The 26,415-nt window shown below is 55.9% G+C and carries 21 protein-coding genes; 5 read left to right on the top strand and 16 right to left on the bottom strand.

Annotated features, from left to right (window positions below; all coding sequences use genetic code 11):
• Window positions 1-188: 188 nt before the first annotated feature.
• Complete coding sequence (locus tag GOW92_RS25140; RefSeq protein WP_170559562.1) at window positions 189-431, top strand: glycine zipper 2TM domain-containing protein; 243 nt, start codon at window positions 189-191, stop codon at window positions 429-431.
• A 550-nt stretch (window positions 432-981) separates the two neighbouring features.
• On the opposite strand, the gene GOW92_RS07755 is transcribed toward GOW92_RS25140, so the two are convergent.
• The 8 genes from GOW92_RS07755 to GOW92_RS07720 all read right to left on the bottom strand — a co-directional run bounded on the left by GOW92_RS07755 (window position 982) and on the right by GOW92_RS07720 (window position 8,545).
• The gene (locus GOW92_RS07755) at window positions 982-2,079 is read right to left on the bottom strand and encodes a M56 family metallopeptidase (protein WP_170559560.1); all 1,098 of its coding nucleotides are present in this window, start codon (window positions 2,077-2,079) and stop codon (window positions 982-984) included.
• Window positions 2,066-2,461: a BlaI/MecI/CopY family transcriptional regulator gene (locus GOW92_RS07750; protein ID WP_170559558.1), complete on the bottom strand. Its 396-nt coding sequence runs from the start codon at window positions 2,459-2,461 to the stop codon at window positions 2,066-2,068. The genes GOW92_RS07755 and GOW92_RS07750 overlap by 14 nt, the downstream gene beginning before the upstream one ends.
• 66 nt (window positions 2,462-2,527) lie before the next feature.
• Window positions 2,528-2,797, bottom strand: a complete 270-nt coding sequence (locus GOW92_RS07745) for a DUF2160 domain-containing protein (RefSeq protein WP_438826330.1) — start codon at window positions 2,795-2,797, stop codon at window positions 2,528-2,530.
• A 143-nt stretch (window positions 2,798-2,940) separates the two neighbouring features.
• Complete coding sequence (locus tag GOW92_RS07740; RefSeq protein WP_170415418.1) at window positions 2,941-3,738, bottom strand: carbohydrate ABC transporter permease; 798 nt, start codon at window positions 3,736-3,738, stop codon at window positions 2,941-2,943.
• Complete coding sequence (locus GOW92_RS07735; protein WP_085807799.1) at window positions 3,735-4,598, bottom strand: carbohydrate ABC transporter permease; 864 nt, start codon at window positions 4,596-4,598, stop codon at window positions 3,735-3,737. Before GOW92_RS07735 ends, GOW92_RS07740 begins: the two co-directional genes overlap by 4 nt.
• Complete coding sequence (locus GOW92_RS07730; protein WP_170559554.1) at window positions 4,598-5,671, bottom strand: ABC transporter ATP-binding protein; 1,074 nt, start codon at window positions 5,669-5,671, stop codon at window positions 4,598-4,600. Before GOW92_RS07730 ends, GOW92_RS07735 begins: the two co-directional genes overlap by 1 nt.
• Before the next feature lies 1 nt (window position 5,672).
• Window positions 5,673-6,722 carry an ABC transporter ATP-binding protein gene (locus tag GOW92_RS07725; protein WP_170559552.1) on the bottom strand — a complete coding sequence of 350 codons (1,050 nt, stop codon included), beginning with the start codon at window positions 6,720-6,722 and terminating at the stop codon, window positions 5,673-5,675.
• Window positions 6,723-6,805: 83 nt separating this feature from the next.
• Window positions 6,806-8,545 (bottom strand): ABC transporter substrate-binding protein, encoded by a 1,740-nt coding sequence (locus GOW92_RS07720; protein ID WP_170559550.1) that lies wholly within the window; start codon window positions 8,543-8,545, stop codon window positions 6,806-6,808.
• A gap of 559 nt (window positions 8,546-9,104) precedes the next feature.
• Between GOW92_RS07720 and GOW92_RS07715 the strand changes: the two genes are divergently transcribed.
• Complete coding sequence (locus tag GOW92_RS07715) at window positions 9,105-10,364, top strand: aminotransferase class V-fold PLP-dependent enzyme (RefSeq protein WP_170559548.1); 1,260 nt, start codon at window positions 9,105-9,107, stop codon at window positions 10,362-10,364.
• Window positions 10,365-10,494: 130 nt separating this feature from the next.
• Here GOW92_RS07715 and GOW92_RS07710 read toward each other — a convergent pair whose 3' ends face one another.
• From GOW92_RS07710 to GOW92_RS07680, 7 genes are all read right to left on the bottom strand, one after another.
• A complete protein-coding gene (locus GOW92_RS07710; RefSeq protein ID WP_170559546.1) occupies window positions 10,495-11,421 on the bottom strand; it encodes a 3-hydroxyacyl-CoA dehydrogenase NAD-binding domain-containing protein in 927 nt (308 codons plus the stop codon).
• Window positions 11,421-12,161 (bottom strand): SDR family NAD(P)-dependent oxidoreductase, encoded by a 741-nt coding sequence (locus GOW92_RS07705; RefSeq protein ID WP_170559544.1) that lies wholly within the window; start codon window positions 12,159-12,161, stop codon window positions 11,421-11,423. Before GOW92_RS07705 ends, GOW92_RS07710 begins: the two co-directional genes overlap by 1 nt.
• Window positions 12,161-12,427 (bottom strand): hypothetical protein, encoded by a 267-nt coding sequence (locus GOW92_RS07700; RefSeq protein ID WP_170559542.1) that lies wholly within the window; start codon window positions 12,425-12,427, stop codon window positions 12,161-12,163. The genes GOW92_RS07705 and GOW92_RS07700 overlap by 1 nt, the downstream gene beginning before the upstream one ends.
• Entirely contained in the window at window positions 12,424-13,218 is a 795-nt protein-coding gene (locus GOW92_RS07695) for an SDR family NAD(P)-dependent oxidoreductase (RefSeq protein WP_170559540.1), read from the bottom strand. The genes GOW92_RS07700 and GOW92_RS07695 overlap by 4 nt, the downstream gene beginning before the upstream one ends.
• Window positions 13,215-14,750: a choline-sulfatase gene (betC, locus tag GOW92_RS07690; protein WP_170559538.1), complete on the bottom strand. Its 1,536-nt coding sequence runs from the start codon at window positions 14,748-14,750 to the stop codon at window positions 13,215-13,217. Before betC ends, GOW92_RS07695 begins: the two co-directional genes overlap by 4 nt.
• The gene (locus tag GOW92_RS07685) at window positions 14,747-15,886 is read right to left on the bottom strand and encodes an aromatic ring-hydroxylating oxygenase subunit alpha (protein ID WP_170559536.1); all 1,140 of its coding nucleotides are present in this window, start codon (window positions 15,884-15,886) and stop codon (window positions 14,747-14,749) included. The genes betC and GOW92_RS07685 overlap by 4 nt, the downstream gene beginning before the upstream one ends.
• A gap of 138 nt (window positions 15,887-16,024) precedes the next feature.
• A complete protein-coding gene (locus tag GOW92_RS07680) occupies window positions 16,025-17,014 on the bottom strand; it encodes a GlxA family transcriptional regulator (protein ID WP_254452954.1) in 990 nt (329 codons plus the stop codon).
• Window positions 17,015-17,293: 279 nt separating this feature from the next.
• Between GOW92_RS07680 and GOW92_RS07675 the strand changes: the two genes are divergently transcribed.
• Together GOW92_RS07675 and GOW92_RS07670 are read left to right on the top strand one after the other, a co-directional pair.
• The gene (locus GOW92_RS07675) at window positions 17,294-18,991 is read left to right on the top strand and encodes a type I secretion system permease/ATPase (RefSeq protein ID WP_170560750.1); all 1,698 of its coding nucleotides are present in this window, start codon (window positions 17,294-17,296) and stop codon (window positions 18,989-18,991) included.
• On the top strand, window positions 18,991-20,307 hold the full coding sequence (locus GOW92_RS07670; protein ID WP_170559532.1) for an HlyD family type I secretion periplasmic adaptor subunit: 1,317 nt from the start codon (window positions 18,991-18,993) through the stop codon (window positions 20,305-20,307). Before GOW92_RS07675 ends, GOW92_RS07670 begins: the two co-directional genes overlap by 1 nt.
• 13 nt (window positions 20,308-20,320) lie before the next feature.
• Here the strand turns inward: GOW92_RS07670 and GOW92_RS07665 are convergent, their stop codons facing one another.
• On the bottom strand, window positions 20,321-22,372 hold the full coding sequence (locus GOW92_RS07665; protein ID WP_170559530.1) for a dockerin type I domain-containing protein: 2,052 nt from the start codon (window positions 22,370-22,372) through the stop codon (window positions 20,321-20,323).
• A gap of 156 nt (window positions 22,373-22,528) precedes the next feature.
• Between GOW92_RS07665 and GOW92_RS07660 the strand changes: the two genes are divergently transcribed.
• Window positions 22,529-26,410, top strand: a complete 3,882-nt coding sequence (locus GOW92_RS07660; RefSeq protein ID WP_254452953.1) for an Ig-like domain-containing protein — start codon at window positions 22,529-22,531, stop codon at window positions 26,408-26,410.
• Window positions 26,411-26,415: the final 5 nt, after the last annotated feature.

Below are 26,415 nucleotides of genomic sequence, written 5' to 3'. Positions count from 1 at the left end.
CTTCTTCGCGCGTACGTTAAGACGTGGCTCACTCCTTAACCGCAAAACGGCATTTCTCAGCCGGCGAAACAACCCACTTGGGCGGTTTCTTGCGCCTGATCCCCCGGCAGTTTGGAGAGAGGTACGGTAGACCCCACATGTATTGAAACCAGAGTTCATTACTTACGTGCGAATGTGAGGAAACCGACATGAAGAAGACAACCGTGGCTTGCCTGTTTGGTGGCGTATTGCTTCTGGCGGCATGCGGAGCCCCGACAACCCAAACTCAAGCTCAAGTACAAAACGACGCTCGCTGTGCCGCTGGTGTTCTCGGAGGTGCTGCTATTGGCGGCGTCTTGGGTAACCAGATTGGATCAGGCACCGGCAAAACCCTTGCCACGGCGGCCGGTGCTGGGCTTGGAATGTATGCGGGCCAATCGGCATGTAATTGACAAGGAAACAGACAGTTACGAGAGGGATCAACAGATAAGCCGGCCAATTGCCTTGCGTTTAAGCAGTTATGCACTGAACCGAGGCGCCAAGGCGTATAATGAAAACTCGCTCAGTATCTGGTGCGTTGGAACGCTTTGTGTCCAACGGCAACTCGTGCCCTATGTGGCCAGCGTGCTGAATCGCTTGAAAATCTGGAACGGGTTTTGTCCCAAACTGTTGAAAGTGCCGGTATCTGCGAGATTCGGGGCGCGCTTACGTCTGCGGCGAGTACTTCGCCTCCCACTTGTTCAATGTGGCGTGGTCGACCCACACACCGCGCACTGTAGATAAAGTACACCGCGTGAAGATCCACATTCTTGCGGAAATGGCAGCCGTTCAATTGGACCGGACCAATTCGAGAACTACTTGCGCAAAACAAATGCCAGAATAGGCTGCCACGTCAATCTGACCCAAATGTCTACGACACAACCCAATCAAGCGGTTCAATGCCTAGTGTTTGGTATTGAAGACGTCGGCGCGACGAGCCAAGCCACAGATCACCGCACCACTTTAGTTCCCCTGATTGCGGGCCTCTAGCCGTTCAAGGTTCACAACCGTCGAAAGCATCAATCGATCGTGGCTCCAATCCTGAGTTTGGCGCACTGACGCGGAACTGATGGCAAGAACGGTTGCCAAAGATAATGTCAGCCCAAGGAATACAGCAGGCAGCGGAGGAGTTGTCGCTGGTGCTTCGGTCAGGGCAATCACACGCAAACGCAACACATGCTTTGCTTTTGTCCCGTTCACCAATGCCACATGAAGAATACGTGGGCTGTTTATCGTCAGAGACCGCGAACAGTAATCCAGCAAACAGGCCGTATAGTCTTTGGCGTCTATGCCTTTGCGCGAGACGACGGACTGGTCACAGGCCAGCTCGCGCAGTCGGTCAAACTGGTGCTTGATCACCAGATAGGCCGGGTTCCAGAACAGTAGCGGGCGCAAGAGTTCAAAGCCAAGTTCCCACTCCACGTCCAACGCGCGGATGTGCTGGAATTCATGGGCCAAAGCGAACCGCATTTCACGCGGTGTATTGAGCAGATGGCTGGGTAAGACCACGTGACGACGGCGTAGACCGCGCACAGCAAATGGCACGGTAATCCGGTCCGACAACCGAATGTCAACCTTGGATGATTGCCGCCAAAGAAAGCTGGATCTCACGGCTTTGCGAATTGCCCAAGCATCGCGCACTACCCTTACGGTCAGGACTGTCGATACAAATGCGAAAGCAATAAGTGCAAAGGTTACAACTAAAGACGAACCGGACAGGACGTGATCAAGCCAACGTTCGCGCGTATTCAGCAAGGTTTCAAACTGCGCAGCAGGCATGGCAATCTCACCGCGCAAATAGGCCGCTACGGCCAGATCCCCCAGCGCGACTGCGCGTCCCGGCCATAGGAACCCAACAACCGCCGATACTCCCATTGCCAAAATTGGGCTCAGCACGACGCAGATGCAAAGTGCTTTGAGTGATCGCAGTTGCGCGACAGACTCAAATCGCATCGATGATCGAGTCAACACCGCGCGAGCCGTCAGCCAGATCAGGGCTGACACCCCAAGTACAACATTAAACTCGAGAAAAGCGTCGAGAACCGGTTTAACCGCCGTCATTTTGCAGTCTCCTCTCTACCAGTGCTCGAATTTCCTCCAGATCATCTTCTGTCAGTCCCGCATCGTCGACCAGCCTTGCAACCAAAGTTGCAGGGGTATCGTCGAACAGCGTTCGGGAAAGATTTTGTAGCGAACGCGACTGATACCTGTCTTTTTCCAGAAGTGGCCGGTACGTCAGCGACTTGCCGTTTTTCTCACTTTCTACAAATCCCTTTTCATCGAGAATGCGCAAAATTGTTGCGCCGGATGTGTAGGCCAGATTTCGATCCGGCGGCAAACGATCAAGAACATCACGGACCGAGCCCTGACCTAGCGCCCAGAGTTCGTTCATGAACTCCAGCTCTACTTCGGTCAGTAAGTTTGTTGTTTTTTTCTTTCGCATCAGTCTCGGTGTCGCCATTTTTTAGTATGCCTGACAGACAAGCATCCTTTCGCAGTTTCGCAAAGCTTAAACTTTCCAGAAGACGAAGATGCCCCAGCCGATGGACATAAACAGCGGCGTCCAAACCGGTTGTCCCACCAATCCGAGCCAGGCCAAAAAGATGTAGGCCGACCCCAGAAGCGTGATAAACAGTCGGTCGCCCAGCGTGGTGGTCAAACCCAGCACGCCGCGCCGTTCGATCCCATCGCGAAATTTGAACCCTTCCAAAACGCCAATAAGTGCAATTGCGGAAAATATTCCTACAAAAATGGCGAGCGTTGCTGGTGTCCATGCCATCCAGAAATCGGGCCACAGCGCATCGGTCCACGAGAAGCCTTTCTCCACTTGCTTGCCGACATTACCCCATCCGGTTTGCGCCTGTGCAAACGCCGTCGAAGGAAGGATGGAGAGGGCGAGAATTAGTTTACGCATATCGAACCTCACACACGTCCCATCGCGAAACCGCGCGCGATGTAGTTTCGGACAAACCAGATGACGATGGCACCAGGGATAATGGTCAGGGTACCGGCGGCGGCCAATAGACCCAGCTCGTACCCGGCGCTTGAAGCCGTTCGAGTCATCACTGCGGCGATGGGTTTTGCCTCGACCGCAGTCAGGGTTTTGGCCAACAGCATTTCCACCCACGAGAACATGAAGCAGAAGAAGGCTGCAACACCGACACCCGCTTTGATGTTCGGAAGGAAGATCGTCACGAAGAAGCGCGGGAAAGAGTAGCCATCAACGTAGGCAGTTTCATCCAGTTCCTTAGGAATGCCACGCATGAACCCTTCCAGAATCCAAACGGCCAGCGGCACGTTGAACAAGGTATGGGCTAGCGCCACGGCCAGATATGTGTCGAACAGGCCGATGGAGGAATAGAGCTGGAAGAATGGCAGCGCGAAGACCGCAGCCGGTGCCATCCGGTTGGTCAGCAGCCAGAAGAACAACTGCTTGTCGCCAAGAAACCGATAGCGCGAGAACGCATAAGCGGCTGGCAAGGCAACACACACCGACAGCACTGTGTTGATCGTCACGTAAGCTATCGAATTGATGTAGCCCCAATACCAAGTTGGGTCCGTGAAGATCGTGACGTAGTTTTCCAGCGTAAAAGTCTGGGGGAATAGGGAAAAGCCCGACAGGATTTCGTTCGTGGTCTTGAAGGACATCGCAACTAGCCAATAGATCGGCAGCATCAGGAACGCGATATAGAGGATCGGGATAAGGGACCGCTTCTTCATTGCGCGTCATCCTTTGTCATCAGAGTGTAGAAGACCCAGCTGACCAGCAGCGTGATGGCGAAGTAAATCAGGCTCATCGCGGCCGCAGGGCCAAGGTCGAACTGTCCCAGTGCGATCTTCACAAGGTCAATCGACAAAAGGGTGGTTGAGTTGCCGGGGCCGCCTCCTGTCAGAACGAAGGGCTCGGTATAGATGTTGAAACTGTCCATGAACCGCAGCAGAACTGCGATAGTCAGGACGGTCTTCATCTTTGGAAGCTGAATGTAACGGAACACCGACCATGGGCTGGCGCCGTCGATCTTCGCGGCCTGGTAATAGGCATCCGGGATGGACACGAGGCCCGCATAGCACAGCAGCACAACCAGCGAAGTCCAGTGCCAGACATCCATGACGACGACAGTGATCCAGGCCGACAGCGGCTGTTGCGTCATGTCATAGTTGATGCCAAGCACGTCATTCAGGAAGTATCCAAGCAGGCCGATTTTCGGCAGGGTAAAGATGTTCCACATCGAGCCAACCACGTTCCACGGGATCAGCATCGGCAGGGCCATCAGGACCAGACAGACGGGCACCCAGAACCCTTTGCGCGGCATCGACAAGGCGACGATGATGCCCAAAGGCACCTCAATCAGAAGAATTAGGAAGGTGAACAGGAACTGCCGTCCCAGCGCGGCCTGAAACCGGTCGGACCGCAGGATTTGTTCGAACCATCCCAGACCTTCCCAGAAGAACTGGTTGTTGCCGAAGGTTTCCTGCACCGAGTAGTTGACGACCGTCATCATCGGCACCAGCGCGTTGAACGCGACAAGGGCCAGAACAGGCAGCACAAAGAACCATGCTTTTTGGTTTTCTGTTCTCATCAGCTGCGCTCCTCGGTTGCGATCCAGCCGTCGCGGTAGACGCGGGATTGTTCTGATTTGAATTGCAGGAAAACCTGCGAGCCCGGCTCAGGCACGCTGTGTTCGGTCACGGCCTTCAGGGCGGTGTTGCCGACCATTGCGCTGACCACGTAGTGGCGACCGATATCCGAAACCTTGGTCACATGCGCCGGAATGCCGGTGTCGCCGAAGCCAACATATTCTGGGCGGATACCCAGATCGGTGCGGCCCCCCTCTCCGTGGGTCGGACCCTCCAGCATCACCTCGTGGCCTTCGAACACCGCGCGGTCGCCCTTGGCCTCACACGGTAGAACATTCATGCCGGGTGATCCGATGAAGTGGCCGACAAATGTATGTTGGGGGCGCTCGAACAGTTCAACCGGCGTTCCGATCTGCACCACCTCGCCTTCCTGCATCACAACCACCTCGTCCGCGAAGGTCAGGGCTTCGGTCTGGTCGTGGGTCACGTAGATCATCGTGGCCTGCACACGCTGGTGCAGCTCTTTCAGCTTGGACCGCAGCTTCCATTTCAGATGCGGGTCGATCACGGTCAGCGGCTCATCGAACATCACCGCGTTCACGTCATCACGGACCAGACCGCGCCCCATCGAAATCTTCTGCTTGTTATCCGGGCTCAGACCCGAGGCACGGGCATTCAGCATATCCGTGACGTCCAGCATCTCGGCAATCTCATCGACGCGACGTTTGATCGTCGCCGCATCAACACCTCGGTTTTTCAGCGGAAACGCCAGGTTCTCGCCTACTGTCATCGTGTCGTAGATTACTGGGAACTGGAATACTTGCGCGATATTTCGCTGGTCAGGCGGTAGAGCCGTAACGTCGCGATCATCGAAAAGGATCTGGCCCTCGGACGGCATCAACAAGCCCGAGATGATGTTCAACAACGTGGACTTGCCACAACCCGACGGCCCCAGCAGCGCATATGCCCCACCATCGCGCCACGTCACGTCGATCTCCTTCAGCGCATAGTCCTCGGGGCCTTTCGGCGTCGGCATGTAGCTGTGTTTTAGGTTTGAAAGCTTGATCTGCGCCATGTCAGGCCACCCTTTTGCCGTCTTGGCCGAAATACCGGCAATGGGCCGGGTTCATGTAAAATCGGTGATCTTCGCCCACCTGATACGGGTGCACGCCAGCCGCCAAAGAAACCCAAGCATCATCCCCGTGCTGGAAATGCGCACTGGAATCGGAACCCGATAGCTCTGTGACAATCACACGACCTGTCAGTTCCACATCGGCATCGGAAGTGCGGGTGGGAGTCACTCGGTGCGGTCGTACTGCGACCATGTACTCGCCGTCCGCCATATCCGAAACGGCCCAGCCGCCGCCGCCCGCAAGCTGTGCCTGCGCAGCTGCCACGGTGACGCGGGCCACATTAATCGGCGGATCCGAAAACACGCGCGCAGCGGCAATGTTCTCAGGATTTCGATAGATATCAGCAGTGGGGCCAAATTGCGTAACGTGCCCGTCTTCCATAAGGGCTGTATAACCGCCCAGCAACAGCGCTTCTTCGGGTTCCGAAGTGGCGTAGACTACCACGGCTCCACGACCGGCAAAAAGATCTGGTAGTTGTTCGCGCAGTTCTTCGCGCAGTTTGTAGTCCAGGTTTGCCAGAGGCTCGTCAAGGAATACGGCGCGGCTTTCTTTCGCAATAGCGCGCGCCAATGCGGTACGTTGCTGTTGCCCACCCGACAACTCATGCGGGCGGCGATGCAGCATAGGGCGCAGTTGCAGCAGGTCAGCAGCCTCTTCCACGCGGCCTTCGATTTCGGATTTTGCCATGCCAGCCACGCGCAAGGGCGAGGCGATGTTGTCGAAAACGGTCATGTGGGGGTAGTTCACGAAGAATTGGTGAACCAAGCTGATCTGCCGCTTTTGCGTGTTCAGCCGAGTCACATCCTGCCCGTCCATTAAAACCTTGCCCTGGGCAATCGGATCCAGCCCGGCCATCATCTTGATCAGAGAGGTCTTGCCCGATCCTGTCGCGCCCAGCAACACATTGAAATGGCCGGTTTGCAGCGCCAGGGTCGTGGGTTTTATATGGATGACGTTGCCAACGCGTTTGGTGGCATCTTGTAATTCGATCATGTCCGTGGGTTCCGGTACTTCAGTGCATCGCACTGGTCTTTAAGGTGGGGGCGCCGAGACCGGCACCCCCGGGTTTTTGAAACTTACTGAGACTGCCAACGCTGAACCAGTTCGTCATAGTTGACGGTCTGGCCTTGCGGTTTTTCGTTCTCAAGCTTGGCCTTTGGCGAGCCCGCTTTTTCCAGCCAGAAGGCGGGATCCTGCGGTTCGTTCAGGCGAGGCCCACAGCCACCGTAAACACCGGCGCTTTCATCTGCGGCCTGCATCCGAGCCATGGTGATGTCCATCTCTTCAGCCAGACGGTCCATCGCCTCTTGCGGGGTGAATGCGCCCGAGTTCACGTCACCAATCTGCTGCCACCAGATCTGGGCAAGCTTTGGATAGTCCGGCACGTTGATGCCGGTCGGCGACCATGCCACACGATCAGGCGAACGGTAGAACTCGACCAGACCACCCAGCTTGGGTGCGCGTTCGGTGAACGACTCGTGGTTGACCGAGCTGTCGCGGATGAAGGTCAGACCCACATGGGACTTCTTCACATCGACAGTCTTAGACGTCACGAACTGGGCGTAAAGCCAGGCCGCCTGAGCACGATCCGCAGGGGTCGACTTCAGGAATGTCCAGGAACCCACGTCCTGATAGCCAACCTTCTGGCCTTCTTCCCAGTAGGGGCCATGCGGGCTGGGCGCCATCCGCCAAAGCGGCGTGCCTTCGTCGTCCACGGTGTTGTTGCCTTCAGACTTCGGCTTCACCATGTCGGCGGTAAAGGCAGTGTACCAGAAGATTTGCTGGGCCACGTTGCCCTGGCTAAGCGCTGGCAGCGACTGGTAAAAGTCATAAGATGCCGCACCCGGAGGCGCATAATTTCGCAGCCATTCGTCCCACTTGCGGATCGCGTAGACCGCAGCCGGACCGTTTGCAGCACCACCGCGCGAAACGGACGCACCAACAGGGTTACAGGTGCCCGCTTCCATGCGGATGCCCCATTCATCAACGGGAACACCGTTCGGCTCGCCCACGTCACCGGCACCGGCCATAGACAACCAAGCGTCGGTCATCCGCCAACCAAGGTCAGGCGCACGCTTGCCGTAATCCATGTGGCCGTAGATCGCCACGCCGTCGACTTCTTTCACGTCATTGGTGAAGAACTCGGCGATATCCTCATAGGCGGACCAGTTGACCGGAACGCCCAGATCATAGCCGTATTTCTCTTTGAACGCGGCCTTGTTTGCTTCGTCATCGAACCAGTCCTTGCGGAACCAATAGAGGTTCGCAAACTGCTGGTCGGGCAGCTGATACAGCTTGCCATCTGGACCGGTGGTGAACTGAATGCCCATAAAGTCATCCAGATCCAGAGTTGGCGAGGTTGTCGCCGCCCAGTCGCCGCCCATCATGTCGGTCAGCGGATAAGCCAGTTGCAGACGCGAATGCGTACCGATCAGGTCACTGTCATTGACGTAACCGTCATACAGATTCCGGCCGGTTTGCAGCTGTGTCTGAACCGCCTGAACCACTTCGCCTTCACCAAGGATCTGGTGATTGACCTTGATGCCGGTGATTTCCTCGAACGCCTTAGTTAGAACCTCAGATTCGTAGGAATGGGTCGGAATGCCTTCGGACAGAACGTTGATTTCCATGCCAGCATAAGGCTGTGCAGCTTCGATGAACCACTGCATTTCCGACATCTGTTCGTCTTTCGACAGGGTCGATGGCTGGAATTCGTCGTCGATCCAACGTTGTGCTGCGGCTTCGTCGGCCCAAACGGGACCGTGCCCCGCAATGACGGCAGCCGCCGCCACTGCGGAAAGTAGATGTCTCCGCATCTCTTTCCTCCCAAAAATTATGGTTTTCCGGCGCGAACCGGATAGCAGGCAGCATCAGCGATTTTTTGCGCACCTGTCAAACTAAATTTTTAGTAAATAGACCAACAAAAGGCAAATTATTGAAAATAAAATATATTTTAAGTGAACTTGCGTATCTACTAACTGCAGGAAAGACTCCAGTCGTAGTGAAAAGCAACCTTCAGAAGGTTTGCACAAGCCGGCAAAAAACTTAGTCGAAGTCGTGAAAGCTGATCACGATATGTTTCGCATATGTCACCACACACTCATGCCAACAGAAGACGCCATTCTTATCTGGATCTCCGGGATAAACGCCGGGAATTTTTAATGAAAGAATAGTTCGATAGCGACACAAAACGACGGTACAGCGCAATCATGTCACGTTCTCGCTTGACAGGATGGCAGCATGCGGCCTGAACATTTCAGTTCGCAGAAACTTCGATAAAGATGTCGACAGTTTCCCGAAAAAAAATCTTATCGCGGTGACCAAGCCTTACCGAACGATCGTAAACCGCGCTCTGACTACGCACAGGACAAACCTATGATCCAAGACAACCCCGCCCTCATCGACGCCATACGCGACCGGTTTGCCCATGTCAGCACCTGCCCGTTTCAAGGCGAACGCATCTTTTTCGAGAACGCTGGCGGAGCGCTGACTTTGAAATCTGTCGCTGAGACGTCAGCCTTTTATGCAGCGATCCCAGACAATCCTGGACGCATAAACCCAGCGGGTCAGGGAACCCAAGGTGTGATCAACAAGGCCAAAGAAGACTTGGCTGTTTTCATGAACACGTCTTCCGGACAATTCTTTGCAGGAGAGAGCGGAACAGAGCTGCTGTTTCGCATGATCCGCACCGCTTGTCTTGTCGCGCCGAAAGGATCAAAAATAATCGGCTCGTCCATCGAACACCCAGCCACACGCAGCGCGGCGCGTCGCTGGGCCGAAATTGCGGAGCTGGATTACGTGAATGTTCCGCACGACAACGACACCGGATTGGTTACGGCCGCTGACTATTCCGGGCTGATGACGCCAGATGTGGCGGTGGCAACGATCTTGCATGCCTCGCCCGTGACCGGCATGGGCATGGATGTGGCGGCGATTTCCGCAGCGATCCGTGCTGTAGCGCCGGATTGCTTGATCATCGTCGATGGAATTCAGCATGCGGCCCACGGGCAGTTGGACCTAGACGCCTATGATGTCGACGGATACGCAATCTCACCCTACAAAGTGTTTTCGCGCCACGGCTACGGCATTGCGTGGATCTCCGACAAGCTCAGCGCGTTGCCGCACGACATGCTGATCGACGCCCCCGCGACCGGGTGGGAGTTCGGGACACGCGATGCAGGGTCATATGCAACTGTATCGGACGTGGTGGCGTATTTTGACTGGCTTGGGGGCGAGGTTTCGGGCGAGACCGAGCCGCGCAAGCGCATTGAAGCTGCGGGCCGGGCTATTCACGCCTACGAGACTCATCTGACCAATACTGCCATCAATGGAACAGGAAACCTGCCGGGACTGCGCGATATGGATCACGTCACCGTTCTGGCCGGAGCTGACAACCCGGCACGCGAAGGGCTGGTGTCAATTGCGATCGAGGGGCGCGCATCCGAAGATGTGGTCGAGATTTTGAACCAACAAGGCATTCGCACCCATACCCGAAAGGCCGACCACTATTCCGGCAACGTTCTTACACCGCTGGGGTTGACGGACTGCATCCGCATTTCCTTTTGCCACTACAACACCGAACAGGAAATCGCCCGTCTTCTTGGGGCTATAAAGGTATTGGGCGAAAACGGCTGACTATGCAGCTGAACACATGCAAATGCGCGGTGTTCAGCCACACATCAAAGCGTCGTTGGGCGCGCGGCAAAGGACCGATTGGCGTCAACTCGGCGATGATCGTCGTAAACCTTTGCACAGCAGCCAATTGTCAGCGCAAACCCGCAACTGATTTTTGCAATGCGACGATCATGGCATCGCGTTGCCGTGACAGCTCGGCCGGTGATTTTCCGCGCGCTTCGGCTTCAACGCCGTCAACCAATTGTCGGGTCACATCGTCGTCCAAGTGAACGTCACCCAAATCATCCCACCATCCGTTGAATGTGTGGGAAAAATGATCGCAAAAAGCCTGCAGTCCACCTTCAGCGGCCCCAAGGTTGAACAACATTGTCGGGCCCATAGCGGCCCACCGCAAACCCGGACCCGCCCAGACCGCCTTATCGACATCTTCGACCGAAGCAACGCCTGATGTCACCAGATGGATAGCCTCTCGCCAGATCGCGGCTTGCAGGCGATTGGCCACGTGACCTGGAACCTCTTTGTTGACGCGGATCGTGGTCTTGCCGAGGCTTTCGTAGAAACCCTGCGCCGCCTCGACCACACCATTGTCCGTTTTGTCATTTCCCAGAACTTCAACCAAAGGTATCAGATGCGGTGGGTTGAACGGGTGCCCCAGAACGAAACGAGCCGGGTTTTTCCAACCCCGCTGCATTTGGCTAAGCGTCAACCCCGAGGCGGAACTGGCGACAATCGCATCAGGTGCCAATGAGGGCTCGATCTCGGAAAATATCGCGTGTTTGATCTCCAGACGCTCTGGCACGTTTTCCTGCACAAACCCTGCACCTGCGACAGCGCTGGCCGCGTCCCGGCAGAAGGTGATTGCATCGGGTGTCCCCTGCTCTGCCAGCCCTAATTCGACCATTGCTGGCCATGCCATTTCTACATAGGCGCGCACTTTCAGTTCAGCGTCCGGGGCCGGATCATACATCGCAACTGAACGGCCAGATGCCAGAAACAACGCGGCCCAACTGGCGCCAATCACCCCGCCCCCAAGGCAAGCCGTATGCTGAGTGTGCATCAAAACAATCCCGGATTAAGGGGTGAGGCAGCCGTCATACCACCATCCACCGTGAACAGCTGACCCGTGGCAAAACCGGCCTCATCCGAAGCCAGCCAAACCGCCATGCTGGCGATATCCTCGGGCCTTCCAAAGCGCCGAGTTGGATGCCGCTTCAGTGCATCCTGACGTGCCGCTGTCGGGTCAGACGCCAGATCAAATCCCGCGTCGAGCATTCCGGTTTCGATCCAGCCAGGGCAGATCGCATTGCACCGGATTTCAGGACCATGATCGACAGCAATCGACCGCGTCAGCCCGTGCACGAACGCCTTGGACGCATTATAAAGCGCCATCGAAGGGTCCGCGGCCTTACCCGAGATCGACCCAATATTGATAATCGAGCTCCCCTCGGTCATCCGCGGGATGTAAGCGCGGCAAAGGTTGAATACGCCCCGACAATTCGTGCCAATCACAGCCTCCCAATCGGCATCCGTACTGTCGGCGACGGATTTTTCGACCTGAACACCCGCATTGTTGACGAGGATATCCGTGCCATTGGTCGTGTGTGCCAGATCTTCAACTGCGTCAGCGTTAGCGACATCCAGCGGGTACCAGATAACATCATCTGGCAACCCGTCAGGTCTTGCCCCGCGCCCACAGGTCGTGACAACGGCACCTTCCCTGAGGAACGCGTCGACAATCCCGCGCCCAATCCCTTGGCGGCCCCCAGTAACCAGCGCTCTTTTTCCAGCCAACCGCATCAAAGCACCTCCGGCATTTGGGTCATTTTTTCCCCGTTCGCAGGTTCTGGCGCGGGTGTTACTTCCCCCACATCTTTGACCGTATCAAGGTTAATCAACATGTTTGTCTGGATGCCTCTCTTACAGAATGCTGACCAATAATCACTCATGTGCCGCCAACGGGCCAATACTAGTGCCTCGGCCTGCTGCGCGAAGGCGATACCATCGCTCAGAGTCAAATCTCCAATTTCTAGTTCTGTTTGGAAACTCGGCTTTACAACTTTCAAAGCTTCATCTGCTGAACCTGCGCGCTCAGCCCTCCGTCCAGAACCCAGAGCTGTCCGCTAGCATAGCGTGCCTCATCCGAAGCCAGCCAATTCACCAGATTGGCTATGTCATCCGGCGTACCGTAAGTACGCATAGGATGCACGTCGCGAACTGCCTGCTGCAGTTGACCGATCGACTTGCCGCCCGCGCCTGACCCGTCGCCGGTAAAAAAACTCTGCAACATAGGTGTATCGACATAACCCGGGCAAATCGCATTCACGCGGATACCTTCAGGCCCGTGGTCACAAGCCATCGCTTTGGTCAAAGCGTGCACCGCGCCCTTCGTTGCGCAATAGGCGGCCAAACCCGGATCGGCGATGAACCCGTCATAGCTACCGAAATTGATAATCGAAGCGGAAGCCCCAGATGCTGCTGCCTTACGCATCAAGGGCAGACTGTGTTTCGAGGTCAAAAAAGTCCCCGTCACGTTGACTGCGAATGACAGGTTCCATTCCTCAAGTGAGGTTTCTTCGATGGTCTTTTCAATCTCTATTCCGGCGGCGTTGACAAGGATGTTCAGCTGACCTGCTTCGGCAGCAACTTGTTCCATCGCGGCAATTGCATCTGTTTCTTTGGTGACGTCGAGTTTAACAAAAATGCTGCCATCATCGTCATGAGACGCCAATGACCCCTCGGGCGTAATATCCGCTGCAAAGACCCGCGCGCCCTCGCGTAGAAAGCGGGAAACGATGGCGCGACCGATCCCGCCGCGCCCTCCGGTGACCAAAGCGGTTTTGCCTTTCAGCATCATTTGTCAGTCTCCTTTAACGGCGGATAGCGATAGCGGGTTGCCGCCGCCGTCCAGTCCACGTGGTTGCGAACGTATTCCTGCGCCGCGTCTCTCGGCGGGTTGTAATCCCATGCTTCTCCGGCGCCCGCTTCCATTGCGGCGTGAAGTGCCCGGCGAGATTTTTGAGTTGCAATCACGTCGGCGCGCAGTTGTTCGCTGTCCCAGCGGCGCGCGACTTCTTCAGAAAACGCAGCGGCCTGCTCTGCAAATGCCAGATCGCCAGCGACATTGACCTTTTCAAGCGGATCGGTGGCAAGGTCATAAAGCTGCGGCGGATCAGGGTCGCAGTGGATGTATTTCAGCGATCCGCGTCGGATCATGAAGACAGGATATGGCGTCATCTCGGCGCAATATTCGCCGATGGCTTCGTCAACCGGATCACATTCACCACGCGCAAGCGGCATCAGTGAACGGCCGTCAACGGGCTCGCCGAGCATGTCATCAATGCCGTCGGCGATATCGACAAAAGTCGGAAGCATATCAACCAACGAACACGCGTTTGGGGCCTCACCCTGCTTCACCCCCGGACCCGCCATGATCAACGGCACCCGGGCCGAGTGTTCGAAGAAGTTCATTTTATACCACAGGCCGCGTTCTCCCAGCATATCGCCGTGATCTGCGGTCACGATGATAATGGTATTGTCCAACTCTCCTATGTCGTCCAACGCCGTCACTATAGCTCCTACCTTGCTGTCGAAATAACTGACATTAGCCAGATAGGCGCGACGGGCCCGGCAAACTTCTTCTTCGGTCAGCGGTACATAACTCGCCTCGATGCCGTCCATCACCCGACGCGAGAAAGGATCTTGATCCTCGGGCATCAACGTGAACTCCGGCATTGGTACTTCTGCATCCGAGTAGAGGTCCCACCATTCCGGCTTGGCCACATAGGGATCGTGCGGGTGGATGAAGCTGGTGACCAAACAAAACGGCGATTTGTCCCCAGCAGCACGATCCCTGCCGCGGTCGATTAGCCAGCGTCGCGCGGCGAACTCGACCTCGTCATCATAGTCGGTCTGAAAGGTCGCTACAGCAGTGCCGCTTTCTTTGACCGTTTGCATGTTGTGATACCATTTGTCGATTCGTTCGTCCGGAGCCTCCCAGTCTGGAGTCCAGGCGAAATCGGCTGGATAGATGTCCGTCGTGACGCGATCCTGAAACCCGTGTTTTTGGTCTGGACCGATAAAGTGCATTTTGCCAGACAAACATGTGCGATATCCAAGCGCCGTCAGGTAGTGCGCGAACGTTGGGACTGAGGCCCGGAACTCGCTGGCATTGTCATAGGCCGCGATCCGACTAATCAATTGGCCAGACATGAAGGCGAAACGCGATGGAGCGCACAGGGGTGAGTTGCAATACGCCGCATCGAACCTCATCCCGCGGGCCGCAAGTTCATCAACGTGCGGTGTTTTCACGGTCGGGTGGCCATAGGCGCCGCAAAACTGCGGCGCCAGTTGGTCAGCCATGACCACAACAATGTTCGACCGTGTCACGGGGCCGCCTTTGCATAGGCATCAAGAACCAGCCCGTGGAAGTGATGCACCGCGTGTTCAGATTTACCTGAACCGCTCGGGTCATGCACAATACGCCCTTGCGTGAACGCAGGCGTGCTCATCCCGCGCTGAACGCTTTCGACGATGTCGATGTCTTCACGTTGCAGGACTTGGTCCAGATAGCGGATCGCCTCAAGCTCTGCTTCGTCCGGTTCCGGGGTCTCGAGAAAGAAATCATAAGTTTCCAGCGTCCGATCGGGACCGATGGGGATGATATTCAGAACGATCATCGAAGATCGACCTGGGTAGCGCATCAGGCAGGTCGTTGGCCACAACCACCAAACGGCGTGCGTGCGCACAGTCGCGTTCGAGACGTTGTAGGCGGTGTTGGTACCCTTACCAGCCTCGGCCATGTGGCTGGAGTAAATGCCATATGTGGTCACTTTGTAGGTGTCCATATCCACCAGGTCGCAGAAGTCCTTATGCGCAGTCGGGCAGTGGTAGCATTCAAGGAAGTTGTCGACCACGTTCTTCCAATTGGACTTGATGTCATAGGTCAGGCGATGGCCAAAAGTCAGTTTTTCGATATCCGGGGCCCAATGACGTATTTCCGTCTCAAGTTCTCCGGACACCTCGCGCAACGGGCGCGCAGATGGATCGAGGTTGACGTAGATAAAGCCCGCGAACTCTTCGACCTGCACCTGATCCAGACAAATGTCCCTGGTGTTGAAATTGGTCAGACTCTCGGTCTCGGGCGCGCGAACAAGCTGACCATCCAATTTATAAACCCACGCATGGTAGGGGCACATGATCCGCGTTGTCTGGCCTTCACCGGTCAGCAAATGATGTGCCCGATGCTTGCAAACGTTATAAAAAGCGCGCAGTTCGCCTTCACGATCACGCACGACTGCAATGGAACGGCCAGCAATCTCGACCGTGACAAAGGATCCGGGCGTGCGGAGTTTTTCGACATGACACACCCATTGCCAGGTCTTTGCGATGATTTCGTTTAGGTCGACCTGATTCCACGCAGGATCGACATAAGCTTCGGCCTTCAAAGAGTTCGTGTTGAAAGGATCTGGACTGAAACCTTCGGATATCCGTTTGAATTGGTCTTTTGACGGCAGATCGCGCATCGGAAACTCCACGGCTCTGGGGTAAACAACGACCCATTGGCTGGCTCACAGCGTCAATAGTCAGACCATTTTCACCCGTTTTCTTAACTTTTTTCGCCGTATATTTTACATTTTACGCCAATCGGAAATAGCCCATTATTATCCCTTGGATTTGCGATGCATCGGCCATGCCCGAAACTCAAACGGGACCCGACCATCCACCCTGTCGCGGGTCGGCGGCAACCCGAAACGCTCTTTATACGCACGGCTGAAATGCACCTGACTGGCAAATCCGGATGCGACTGCCACTTCGGCAATAGGCAGTTCCGTCTGCGTTACCAAGCCCCGCGCTCGGTCCAATCGGATATCCCGGTAATACAGAGCGGGCGTCTTCTTGATGTAGGTTCCAAACAATCGGTCCAGCTGGCGGTGAGATATCCCAGCCTTCTTGCAAATCTCGGGCACAGGAATCGGATTTTCCAGATTGGCCTCCATCTCCTGAATGGCCGCCCTTAGCTTGGCAGGAACCGTTGAGCCCAAAGGTTCGCTGTGTTGTGGCTGCTGCAGATCCGAAGGCCCTCTGAGACGATCGTGAAAGATATATCTGGCAGCCGCATTTGCCAGAGCGCTGCCGCAAACGCCTTTCACAATCTGCAATCCAAAGTCCACGGAGGCGTTACCGCCGCAACAGGAAATCCGGTTTCCATCCAGTACAAACAGGTTTTCGACAACGTTGACATCCGGGTAAAGCTCTTGAAAAGCATCGATATGTTCGTAGTGAACAGTCGCCCGGCGCCCCTTCAGCAGTCCGGCCCACGCCAAGATGAATGCTCCGGTATCCAACCCACCCAAGGTGGCACCGCTACGCGCCCACTGACGCAGTGCGTTGCCCGTTTTCTGAGTTACATGCTTTTCAGGCGTCCAGCTTGTTGAAACCACCACGATATCGGCCGCATCGACATCGCCCAGCGCCACAGTATTTATTCCGGCCCCATTGCTTGCGATACAATAGCCGCCATCCTCGGACACAAAGTCCCATTTGAAATAGAGCGTCCCATCCAGATAGTTGGCCGCTCGAAACGGATCAATAAATCCCATTGTAGCGGCCAGATTAAAGCCGGGCGCAACCACGACAAGAACGCGGGTCATGGGGTCTGAGATGTTTTCCATGTGGACTCTGCCTCAATTGCGCTACGTGAAGATCAAAGAAAATATCAATTCGATCAACACGAAAGTCGGATGCCAATAACCCTGTTACTAATGCTGTCGGCGGCATATGGACAATCCGTGACGACATGCATTTCCACTGTTGGGACATGAGTCTAGGATGCGCGCGAATGCTAGCCCATTCGCAACCCGAGCAACAGAAAACGAGAAGCTTCGTTCGTGAATATTGAGAACCGCATGGCCGCCCAGCCAAGACATGAAATGCAATCAGCGCGCAATCAAGGCATCACATTTCTGGCGCTGGCATTTCTGTTCAGTATCTTTGTCAACTTGCTGATGCTGACCGGACCCTTGTTCATGTTGCAAGTCTATGATCGCGTTCTTGGGTCACGAGCGGTCGAAACCCTGGCGGCGCTGTTCCTGCTGGTGGCACTTTTGTACGGCCTTATGGCGATGCTCGATTTCGCACGGGGCCGAATCGTGGCGCGTTTCGGTGCGCGATTTCAGTCACAATTGGACGAACGCGTGTTTGATGCGACCCTGCGCCGATCGCTACACCCGCGTGCGCGCGCCGCGCCTGCAACGGCGTTGCGGGATCTGGAGTCCATCCAAAACCTGTGTTCCTCCCCGGTATTGTTGGCCGTCATGGACATCCCATGGACACCGGTCTTTATCGCTGCGATCTTTCTATTCCATCCTCTTCTGGGCTGGTTGGCGGTAGGTGGCGGTTCGCTTTTGGTGGTAATCGCGCTGCTGAACCAGGTGCTGACCCGTCGCAAGGTCGCCATGGCGCAGTCCGCTTCGGCAAAGGCCAACATCTTTTCCGAACATGCCAGACAAGCGGCCGAGGTCGTACGCTCGCAGGGCATGCAAGAAGACATCACACGCAGATGGCAGCGGCAGCGCACAAACGCCTTGCAACAGACAATTGCCGCCAGCGACTGGACCGGCAGTTTTTCGTCGGTGACAAAATCGCTGCGGCTGTTTTTGCAGTCTGCAATGCTGGCACTTGGGGCATTGCTGGTTCTGCGCAATGAACTGACCCCCGGCGCGATGATCGCAGGCTCGATCCTGTTGGGTCGCGCTTTGGCGCCGGTCGAACAGGTCGTTGGACAATGGGCCGTCGTGGAACGTGCCCGAACTGCATGGACTTCGCTAAACCGGTTTTTGGACGCCACGCCACCCGAAGCACAGCGCACCAAACTACCCGTGCCCGAAGCGCGCCTGACGGCCAAAGGCCTGACAGTGATCCCCCCCGGTGCGGATACTCCAACCCTGCGCAACGTCTCGTTGAACCTTGAACCCGGACGAGCGCTTGGTGTTATCGGAAAAAGCGGATCGGGAAAATCCACACTGGCCAAGGCGCTTTTGGGTATTTGGCATCCGGCAGCAGGCGAGATCCGGTTGGGAGGCGCAACGCTGGATCAGTATGATCCAACGGATCTGGGTCAGCATATCGGATACCTTCCGCAAGAGGTCACGTTGTTTAATGGAACAGTCGCCGAAAATATCGCGCGTATGTCAGAAGAACCCGACCCCGAGGCCGTGGTAAAAGCAGCCAAAAAAGCCAACGCACATGAGTTAATTCTTACTCTTGAAAAAGGCTACGACACGATCTTGGAAGGCAATGACAGCCAGTTGTCAGGCGGTCAGAAACAACGGATCGCACTTTCTCGCGCGCTGTACGGAAACCCCGTTTTGCTGATCCTGGACGAGCCGAACTCGGCGCTGGATGCAGATGGGACAGAGGCACTGAACGCCGCCATCCGCGACCTCAAGGCCGCAGGAAAATCAGCGATCATTATGACTCACCGACCTCAGGCGATTTCGGAATGTGATGATCTTGCGGTTGTCGAGCGCGGGCAGGTTGTTAAATCCGGACCACGTGATGAGGTTCTGGGCGCAGTTGTCCAAAACGCCGGATCAATCAAGCGCAACCTCAGCAAGGCAAGCAACTGATGCAAAATACAGCAGAAAAAAACCCGAATCCGGTGTGGCGCATAACGATCCCTGCCCTGGTCGGTTTTTCGGCCCTTGCTATCCTTGTTGGCGGTTTGGGCGTTTGGGCAGTCAACACGCGTTTGGCCGGGGCCATCATCTCTCAGGGTATTATCGAAGTAGAAAGCAACCGTCAGGTGATTGAACACCCGGACGGTGGAGTTGTTGGTGAAATCTATGTGCGCGACGGTGATGCCGTCACCAGTGGCGATCTGCTGTTGCGATTGGATGATACATTTCTGTCGTCGGAGAAAACCATCGTCGAAGCCCAGTTGTTCGAATTGTTGGCTCGCAGAGCCCGGCTAGAGACCGAGCGCGATGGCGCAGATGCGAACGCTCTGGCCGCTCAACTGGCCGAGATTCAACAGCAAGAGAGCATAGGGGATGATCTGATCGCCGGTCAGCAACGCCTGTTCGAGGCGCGGTTAAACACACTGAACCAGCAAACCGAACAGCTGAGCAAACAAACCATTCAGATCGAGAGCGAGATTGACGGCACCGAAGCGCAGCTTGTCTCGCTGCGCCGTCAGGTCGAATTGATTCAGGCCGAACTGGATGATCAGCAAAGCCTGCTTCAACGTGGCCTCACCCAGGCCAGCCGTGTTTCGGCCCTACAGCGCGAAGAGGCCAGCCTAACCGGGGATATTGGTCGGCTGGAAGCCGCCGCAGCGCGCTTACGAGGGCAGATATCAGCGACCGAAATCGCGATTGTCGAGCTTGAGGCGACGCGGCGCGAGGAAGCCATTTCAACCCTGCGTGACATTCAATCCCAGATTTCAGAACTGGCCGAGCGTCGCCTGTCGCTGGACACCCGCCTTTCGCGACTGGATATCCGAGCGCCTGTATCGGGCACGGTCTATGGGAGTCAGGTCTTCGCGTTGCAGTCTGTGATCCAACCGGCAGAACCAATGATGTACTTGGTACCGCAGGACACGCCTCTGTTGGTGGCCGCACGGGTCGATGCGATCCACGTGGACCAGTTGCATGTTGGCCAGCCGGTTTTATTACGGTTTCCCGCATTCAATCAGCGTGAAACACCGGAAATTGACGGCCAGGTTATCACAGTCTCTGCGGACACGTTTACTGACGACAATACGGGCCAGACATTCTATCGCGCCGAGGTTGTTCCGCAAGACGGGCAAGTTGATCGCCTGAACGGCCAGGAACTGTTGCCCGGAATGCCCGTGGAAACACTTATCAAGACGGACGAACGTACGCCGCTGTCTTATCTCGTCAAACCATTGGCGGATTATTTTAACCGGGCGTTCCGCGAATGATCGTCTGGTCGCTCTAAGGCGCTTCGAGGTTTCCCAATAGGATCGAGGTCATATCGGCGGCAATCAAACCGTCAAAAGCGACCACATTGGCCCCGGTGTCATAAGAGACGTTGGTGCGCGTGATCCCCAAAAGATCCGCGTCGGCGTCAATGAAAATCCATTCCGGGCGAACAGAAGTGGGTTGTCCGACGGCCACTTGCAGGATCGACAATGCATCGAATGCATTTATGGAACCATCCCGGTTGATATCTGCCGCGATCAAATTCTCGGGCGACGCCGGTCCCCATGTCGGGTCCAGCCCGACCGAGATACGCAGGACCTGCAACGCGTCCAAGGCGTTGATGTCTTTGCTTGCGGTTGAATAGGTCTTGATGACGTCAATCTCACCCTCAAAAGTGCCGGGCGGCAAGCTCAGGTCGAACTGCCCATTACTGTCTGCGCGTGCACTGATCGTGGCACCGCCATTTGGGGTGAAGCTGATCTCTGCATCACTGAGGCTGGGATTGGCGGTTTCGGAATTGATTGAAACAGCCCCTACTACCCCATCGGAACTGCCCGGATCGAGCCCCGCAAAATCGCCAAAATCGACGGGGATGTGATCGGGGCCGCCAAATCCCGCGCCAAACACCTGAGCGCTGGTCAGCGGACCACCTGTGGCGGAGTTCACGTTTATCGTCTCATTGAGGTATTCAATCCGTGCACCCTGCACCGTCGCGGTAAAGGTCAACTGTCCGGGGGTTCTAAGCAACGGAAAATCGAACATGTCCAACCGATCGATTCCGACCTGAAAATCCGTAATCGTGGAGGTTTGCGCCCCGTATTGCATAACAAAAATGTCGGCACCCGCCCCGCCTGTCATCGTGGTCGCAGCGGAACCCGCAATCAGTATGTCATCCCCGCCACCGCCAACCAGGGTCGTGGGAAGGATACTGCCGCTGAGCATATCATGCCCGGCTGTGCCATTTACGGTTTCAAAACCGCTGCGCACGACACCCAAGCCCGTGACATCCACGGTAAGCTGGGTCAGCCCTGCGTCCTGTTGCGAAGCAACCAGAATCTGCAGTTCGTCGCCGACCTGCGCGACACTGAAAGATTCCACATTCTGCAAACCGCTTTCGAGCGTATCGGCAAAACTTTCCAAATGCACCAATTGCCCGTCAGGTGTCATGGTGAACAATGTGATTCCATCATCACCACCACCCGCGACCACAAATACATGCCCGTCGACCTCGACCACCGACAGATCCTTAACCGATTCAAACCGTGTGTGAAGCGAATCCAGGACATGGTCGGTTGGGATCAAACGACCGTCTGCAGCCAGTTCCATCACACTGAGAGAGTTGCTTTCAGCCCCTGCGACCACAACCCAAGACTTGCCATGCGCCTGCATCACTTCGACAGCAGTGGGCGTCGCTATTCCCAAAGTCGTCAGGGCCTCGCTATTGTCTACCACGGTTATGGCACCGTTCCCCGCATCAACCCGGTATGTCGAGACAGTGTTGTCGACCGCGTCGACCGAGACCACAAAACTGTCTGCACCTATACGTACGCCATCCATCGAAACAGATCGCTCCTCGATCACGCCCGAGGACGTCAATGTGCCGTCTCCGTTCACCGTATAAGTCACAATCCGCCCGGTATCTTCATGTGCCATCATCAACATGTCGCCGGATCCGGTCGACAGTTTCACCAGGGCTGATATGTCACCACCGCCTGTCAATGTCCCGGTTTCACGCAAGGTTCCAACTGTCCCATCGGGGTTCAATTCATACCCCACCAGACCGTTTGCAGTGTCGATATCCAGGACAAGTTGATCACTGCCGCCGAAAGAAACTGCTGTACCGGTGCGACCAACCTGAAACATGATCGAGCCACTAAAATACTGGGTATCGACCAGTTGTGGAACAGCGCCATCGATAAGCTTCCAGACGGCAACACCCCCGCCGGGGCCGGTCAGACTGTACAAATACGTGTTCCCGTTAAACGTTTTTAAAGCCGTATCACGGATACCTGAATCGAGCGCTGTGCTCCCTGTTGCAACCACGCCTTCGAACTGAAGCATCATATCAAATCACCCCACGCCACTCCTGGCAGTGATTGCAGGATGATCCGATGCCCGGCCCGATACCAAAGCGGAATTGTGGTGAAAACGAGGAGTTCGGTTTCAGTTTAACACAATTTTTCCTGTTCCGACCGCATGAGTCACAGAAGCGAAAGACTGATGAACAAAACCTGGCCTGCCCGGGCGGACGCAGACATCATATGTGAGGGTAAGATGACCAAAGAACATGATCCCAAAACCAAACCTGCAGATTCTGGATCAGACAATGGTCGCAAGGACCACATTCGCCGGTGGATTGATGGCAAAATACGACGTTGGGCCGGGCGCGGCATCGCCGGGGGACTTGGTTCTACGCTAATGGCTCTGCCTGCTTTGGCACAGGCAACGATTGAAGAACTTTATGCTTTTCAATTTGCTGAAACGATCCCCGGCGTTCAGTCAGTGAAGCTACTGAAAAATGGCGATGTTCTGCTGAAGATGGTCGACGGTCGCACGATGATCGTCGCCGCTGAAAATGTTCAGATTCTGGACAGTGGCGCGATAATGATCGCCGAAAACGCCGTGAGTGAAATTGCGCAATTCAGTTTGGCCGCCGAAGCAGGTGGTACAGCTGCCGCTGGAGGCGGCATCAGTGGCGTCGGTGCAGCATTGGGCGGATTGGGCCTGGCTGGCGCCGCGGCGGCAGGTGCTGGCGGCGGAGGAGGAGACGATGGCGATTTCCAACCCGTCCCACCAACAGCACCTCAGGTTTTGAATCTGGCGCAGGCGCAATCCACTGCACTCAGTAGCGCGGAAACGGATATCGGAGTCCCGGATGGAACCGAAACGGTGGAACTTTCTATCGGCTCTTTGGTCAAGACTGTGCCACTCAATCCAGACGGGGGCTGGAGCATTTCGCTGACAAGCGTCGAAGCGGCCGGCCTGCCACAAGGTGTGCAGAACGTCACTATTCGCCACCTGGACAGCGGCGGGCAAGAGCTGTCGGTTGAGACCCTATCCTTCAACATCGACACCATTTCCCCCACTTTGACAATTTCCGGTTTGTCAGACGGTCCGGTCGTAAACGCCGCGGAAAGCGCAACGGATCTAACCGTCTCTGGGACGACAAGCGCGGAAAATGGTCAGACAGTAACTCTCACTCTGAACGGCGAAATATATTCCGGCACCGTATCTGACGGCCAGTGGGTCGTAACCGTTCCTGCCAGTGACCTTGCCGTGCTGCCGGATGGGGAAACATTCGTTTTGACGGCAGATGTTTCAGATGCGGCGGGCAATCCTGCGGCCCAGGTCAGTGAAAGCATTGGGACGGACTTTTCGGCCCCTACACTCAGCTTGAACCCGCTGCCTGTCGATAAGATCGAATTGGTAGATGTACAGAACGATATGGAACTGAGCGGATCGACAACGGCCGCTGATGGTCGGGCGGTTGTCGTCGAATTTGGCGGACAGACCTATTCGACAACGGCCTCTGACGGAAGCTGGAGTGTTACCATTCCGTCCGCTGACCTTGCAAACTTGCCCTCAGGCACCCCGGTGTCGGTAGAGGTTGTTGTCAGCGATGCAGCTGGAAACACCTCAGTTCCAGCAAAAGCCTCGGTTCCGGTGGATCTAACTGGTCCTGCGGTTTCCATTTCGCCACTGTCGATCGGTTCCGCTCTGAACGCCGTAGACGTTGGTTCAGATTTGGTTGTCTCGGGGATTACAGGCAACGTGGAAGACGGCCAGCAGGTCACTGTCATGCTGGACGGCCAGAGTTACACCGGCGTCGTATCCGGCAACAACTGGTCAGTGACCATACCTGCGGCCGACCTTGGGGCATTGGCAGACGGAGATGCGTTTACCATCACTGCAGATGTATCAAATGCTGGCGGGATTGCAGCCAGCCAAGCCAATACTCCTGTTTCCAAGGATGTCACCGCCCCGACCGTGACGATCGACGGATTTTCCGATGGTGCTGTTATGAATGCCACCGAGCGCGGCACAGACCTGACCATCACTGGAGCAACCAATGCGGAGGACGGTCAAACTGTAACCGTTTCGCTAAATGGGTTGGACTATACTGGCACTGTCTCTGCCGGTGCCTGGAGCGCGACAATACCCGCAGCAGATCTGAACGCGTTGTCCGATGGTTCAACAATCCCGGTGACTGCAAATGTGACAGATGCAGCGGGAAATCCAGCAGTACAGGCGAACGGCAGTTTTGACACTGACTTTACGCCGTATTCCATCGCCATAACCAACTTGTCCGACGGTCCGGTTATGAACTTGGCTGAACGGGGCACGAATCTGATTGTCTCCGGGACCTCAGATGCCCCGGACGGCACCACAATCACCGTTGAAATCGTCAGGCCAGATGGCACTGTTGACCTGAGTCACACCACAACGGTCAGTGGCGGAAGTTGGACGTTGGTTGCCCCTGCGGCCGGCCTGAACAGCCTGCAAGACGGAGAAACCTACGGTGTAAATGCGTCAGTTTCCGACACTGCTGGAAACAGCGCAGGTGCCAGTGCCGGATTTAGCACGGACTTCACCGCACCAACTGTTACGATTGACCCATTACCCGTCGGATCGGTTCTGGATGTCTCGGAAAAAGGCAGCGATCTTTCCATTTCTGGCGCGACATCAGCCGAAGATGGGCAAGTTGTTACCGTCACGTTGGATGGCCACCCATATACGGGTATCGCCTCAGGTGGTGCGTGGTCGGTCACTGTACCTGCGGCAGATCTTTCCGGATTGTCGGACAGTACAAATTTCACCCTTACAGCTGCGGTCAGTGATCAGGCCGGAAACAGCGCCATTCCGGCGACCACAACGCTGGCCACGGACTTCCGGCCTTTGTTGGGCCTGAATACTGTGGGGACAAACAATTCGGTATCACTCAGCGACGCGCAGAATTCCGGGTTCGTTGTGTCTGGAACTTCTGTTGGCCTCAGCGCTGGCCAAGCGGTGAACGTAACACTCAACAGCAACTCGGTCGGCACCGCCACCATCGCAGCCGATGGCACCTGGTCGCTTGCGGTTCCGGCATCTGAATTCACAGGCGTTTCGGCTGGTGAAGATCTGAACTTTCAGGCTCAGGCGACAGTTTCGGGTGGCCCTGATCCCCTGCCGGCAAACGGAGAGGCGACAGCACACACACCCGGCGCCTACGTCATTGCTGAAGCAGGCCGGAGTGGTTCGACAATCACCTTCCAGGTTTTCGCAGATTCAGATCGCGACATTTCCAGCGGTCTTGCGATGACGCTCGAGTTGGGATTTGATCCGTCGGTCGTTACCTTTGACGCTGGATCAGATGCCGGGAACAGTGCTTTCGGTCTGTATCTGTCCAACCCGGTCGGAAGCTCCGTAGTCAACTTTGCTGGTGTCGCGACAAGCTTTACGGACCTGGACCAACCCTTGGTGACATTTACCATGAGCGTTCAGGACCCCGGTCAACCAATTGAGCTGTCGCTCAACACCCCCGATGGGGGCCCGACGACCGTTATTTTTGGGACAGATGGAAATGACACGTTAGTCGCCAGTGAAGTGGACAGCTTTGTTCGAGGCCAAGACGGCGACGATGCCATCAACGTCTCCGACGCGGGTCGCGATATTGTTGTATTCGAAGCAGAACCAGCGGCCAACGGAGTGGACACGATCACCGGCTTTTCAATCGGTGCTGCGGCGGATGTGGCTGATGCGTTGATGTTCAGTGGCCTTGATCACTCTACTTTGCGCGGCAATGGCACAGGGGTTGAAACGTTAAGTGTAGGCAGCGCGGTTGGAACCAACACAGGCGTCATCGGTTTGACCACCGTCCTGACTGATCTGTCAGCCAGCACGATCGAAACCGCAGTCGAAAGCCTGACGGGAATTCAAGCGGGCGACGAAATCTACTTATTGGCGACAGATGGAGACGACAGCGTTCTGGTCAAAGTCGACTACACAGCGCCGGCTGCAGCTACCGTCGAAACAATGGCGCATTTCGCAGGGTTGGACAGTCTAAGCGGACTGAACCCTGACAATATCCTGATCACCGACCCGACCGGAGCATCAGCCTGATCTAA

The sequence above is a fragment of the Ruegeria atlantica genome (genome assembly GCF_013032505.1).
GTDB lineage: Bacteria > Pseudomonadota > Alphaproteobacteria > Rhodobacterales > Rhodobacteraceae > Ruegeria > Ruegeria atlantica_F.
Note: the sequence above shows the minus strand (reverse complement) of the source record. Positions and strands in the feature narration are given on the sequence as shown.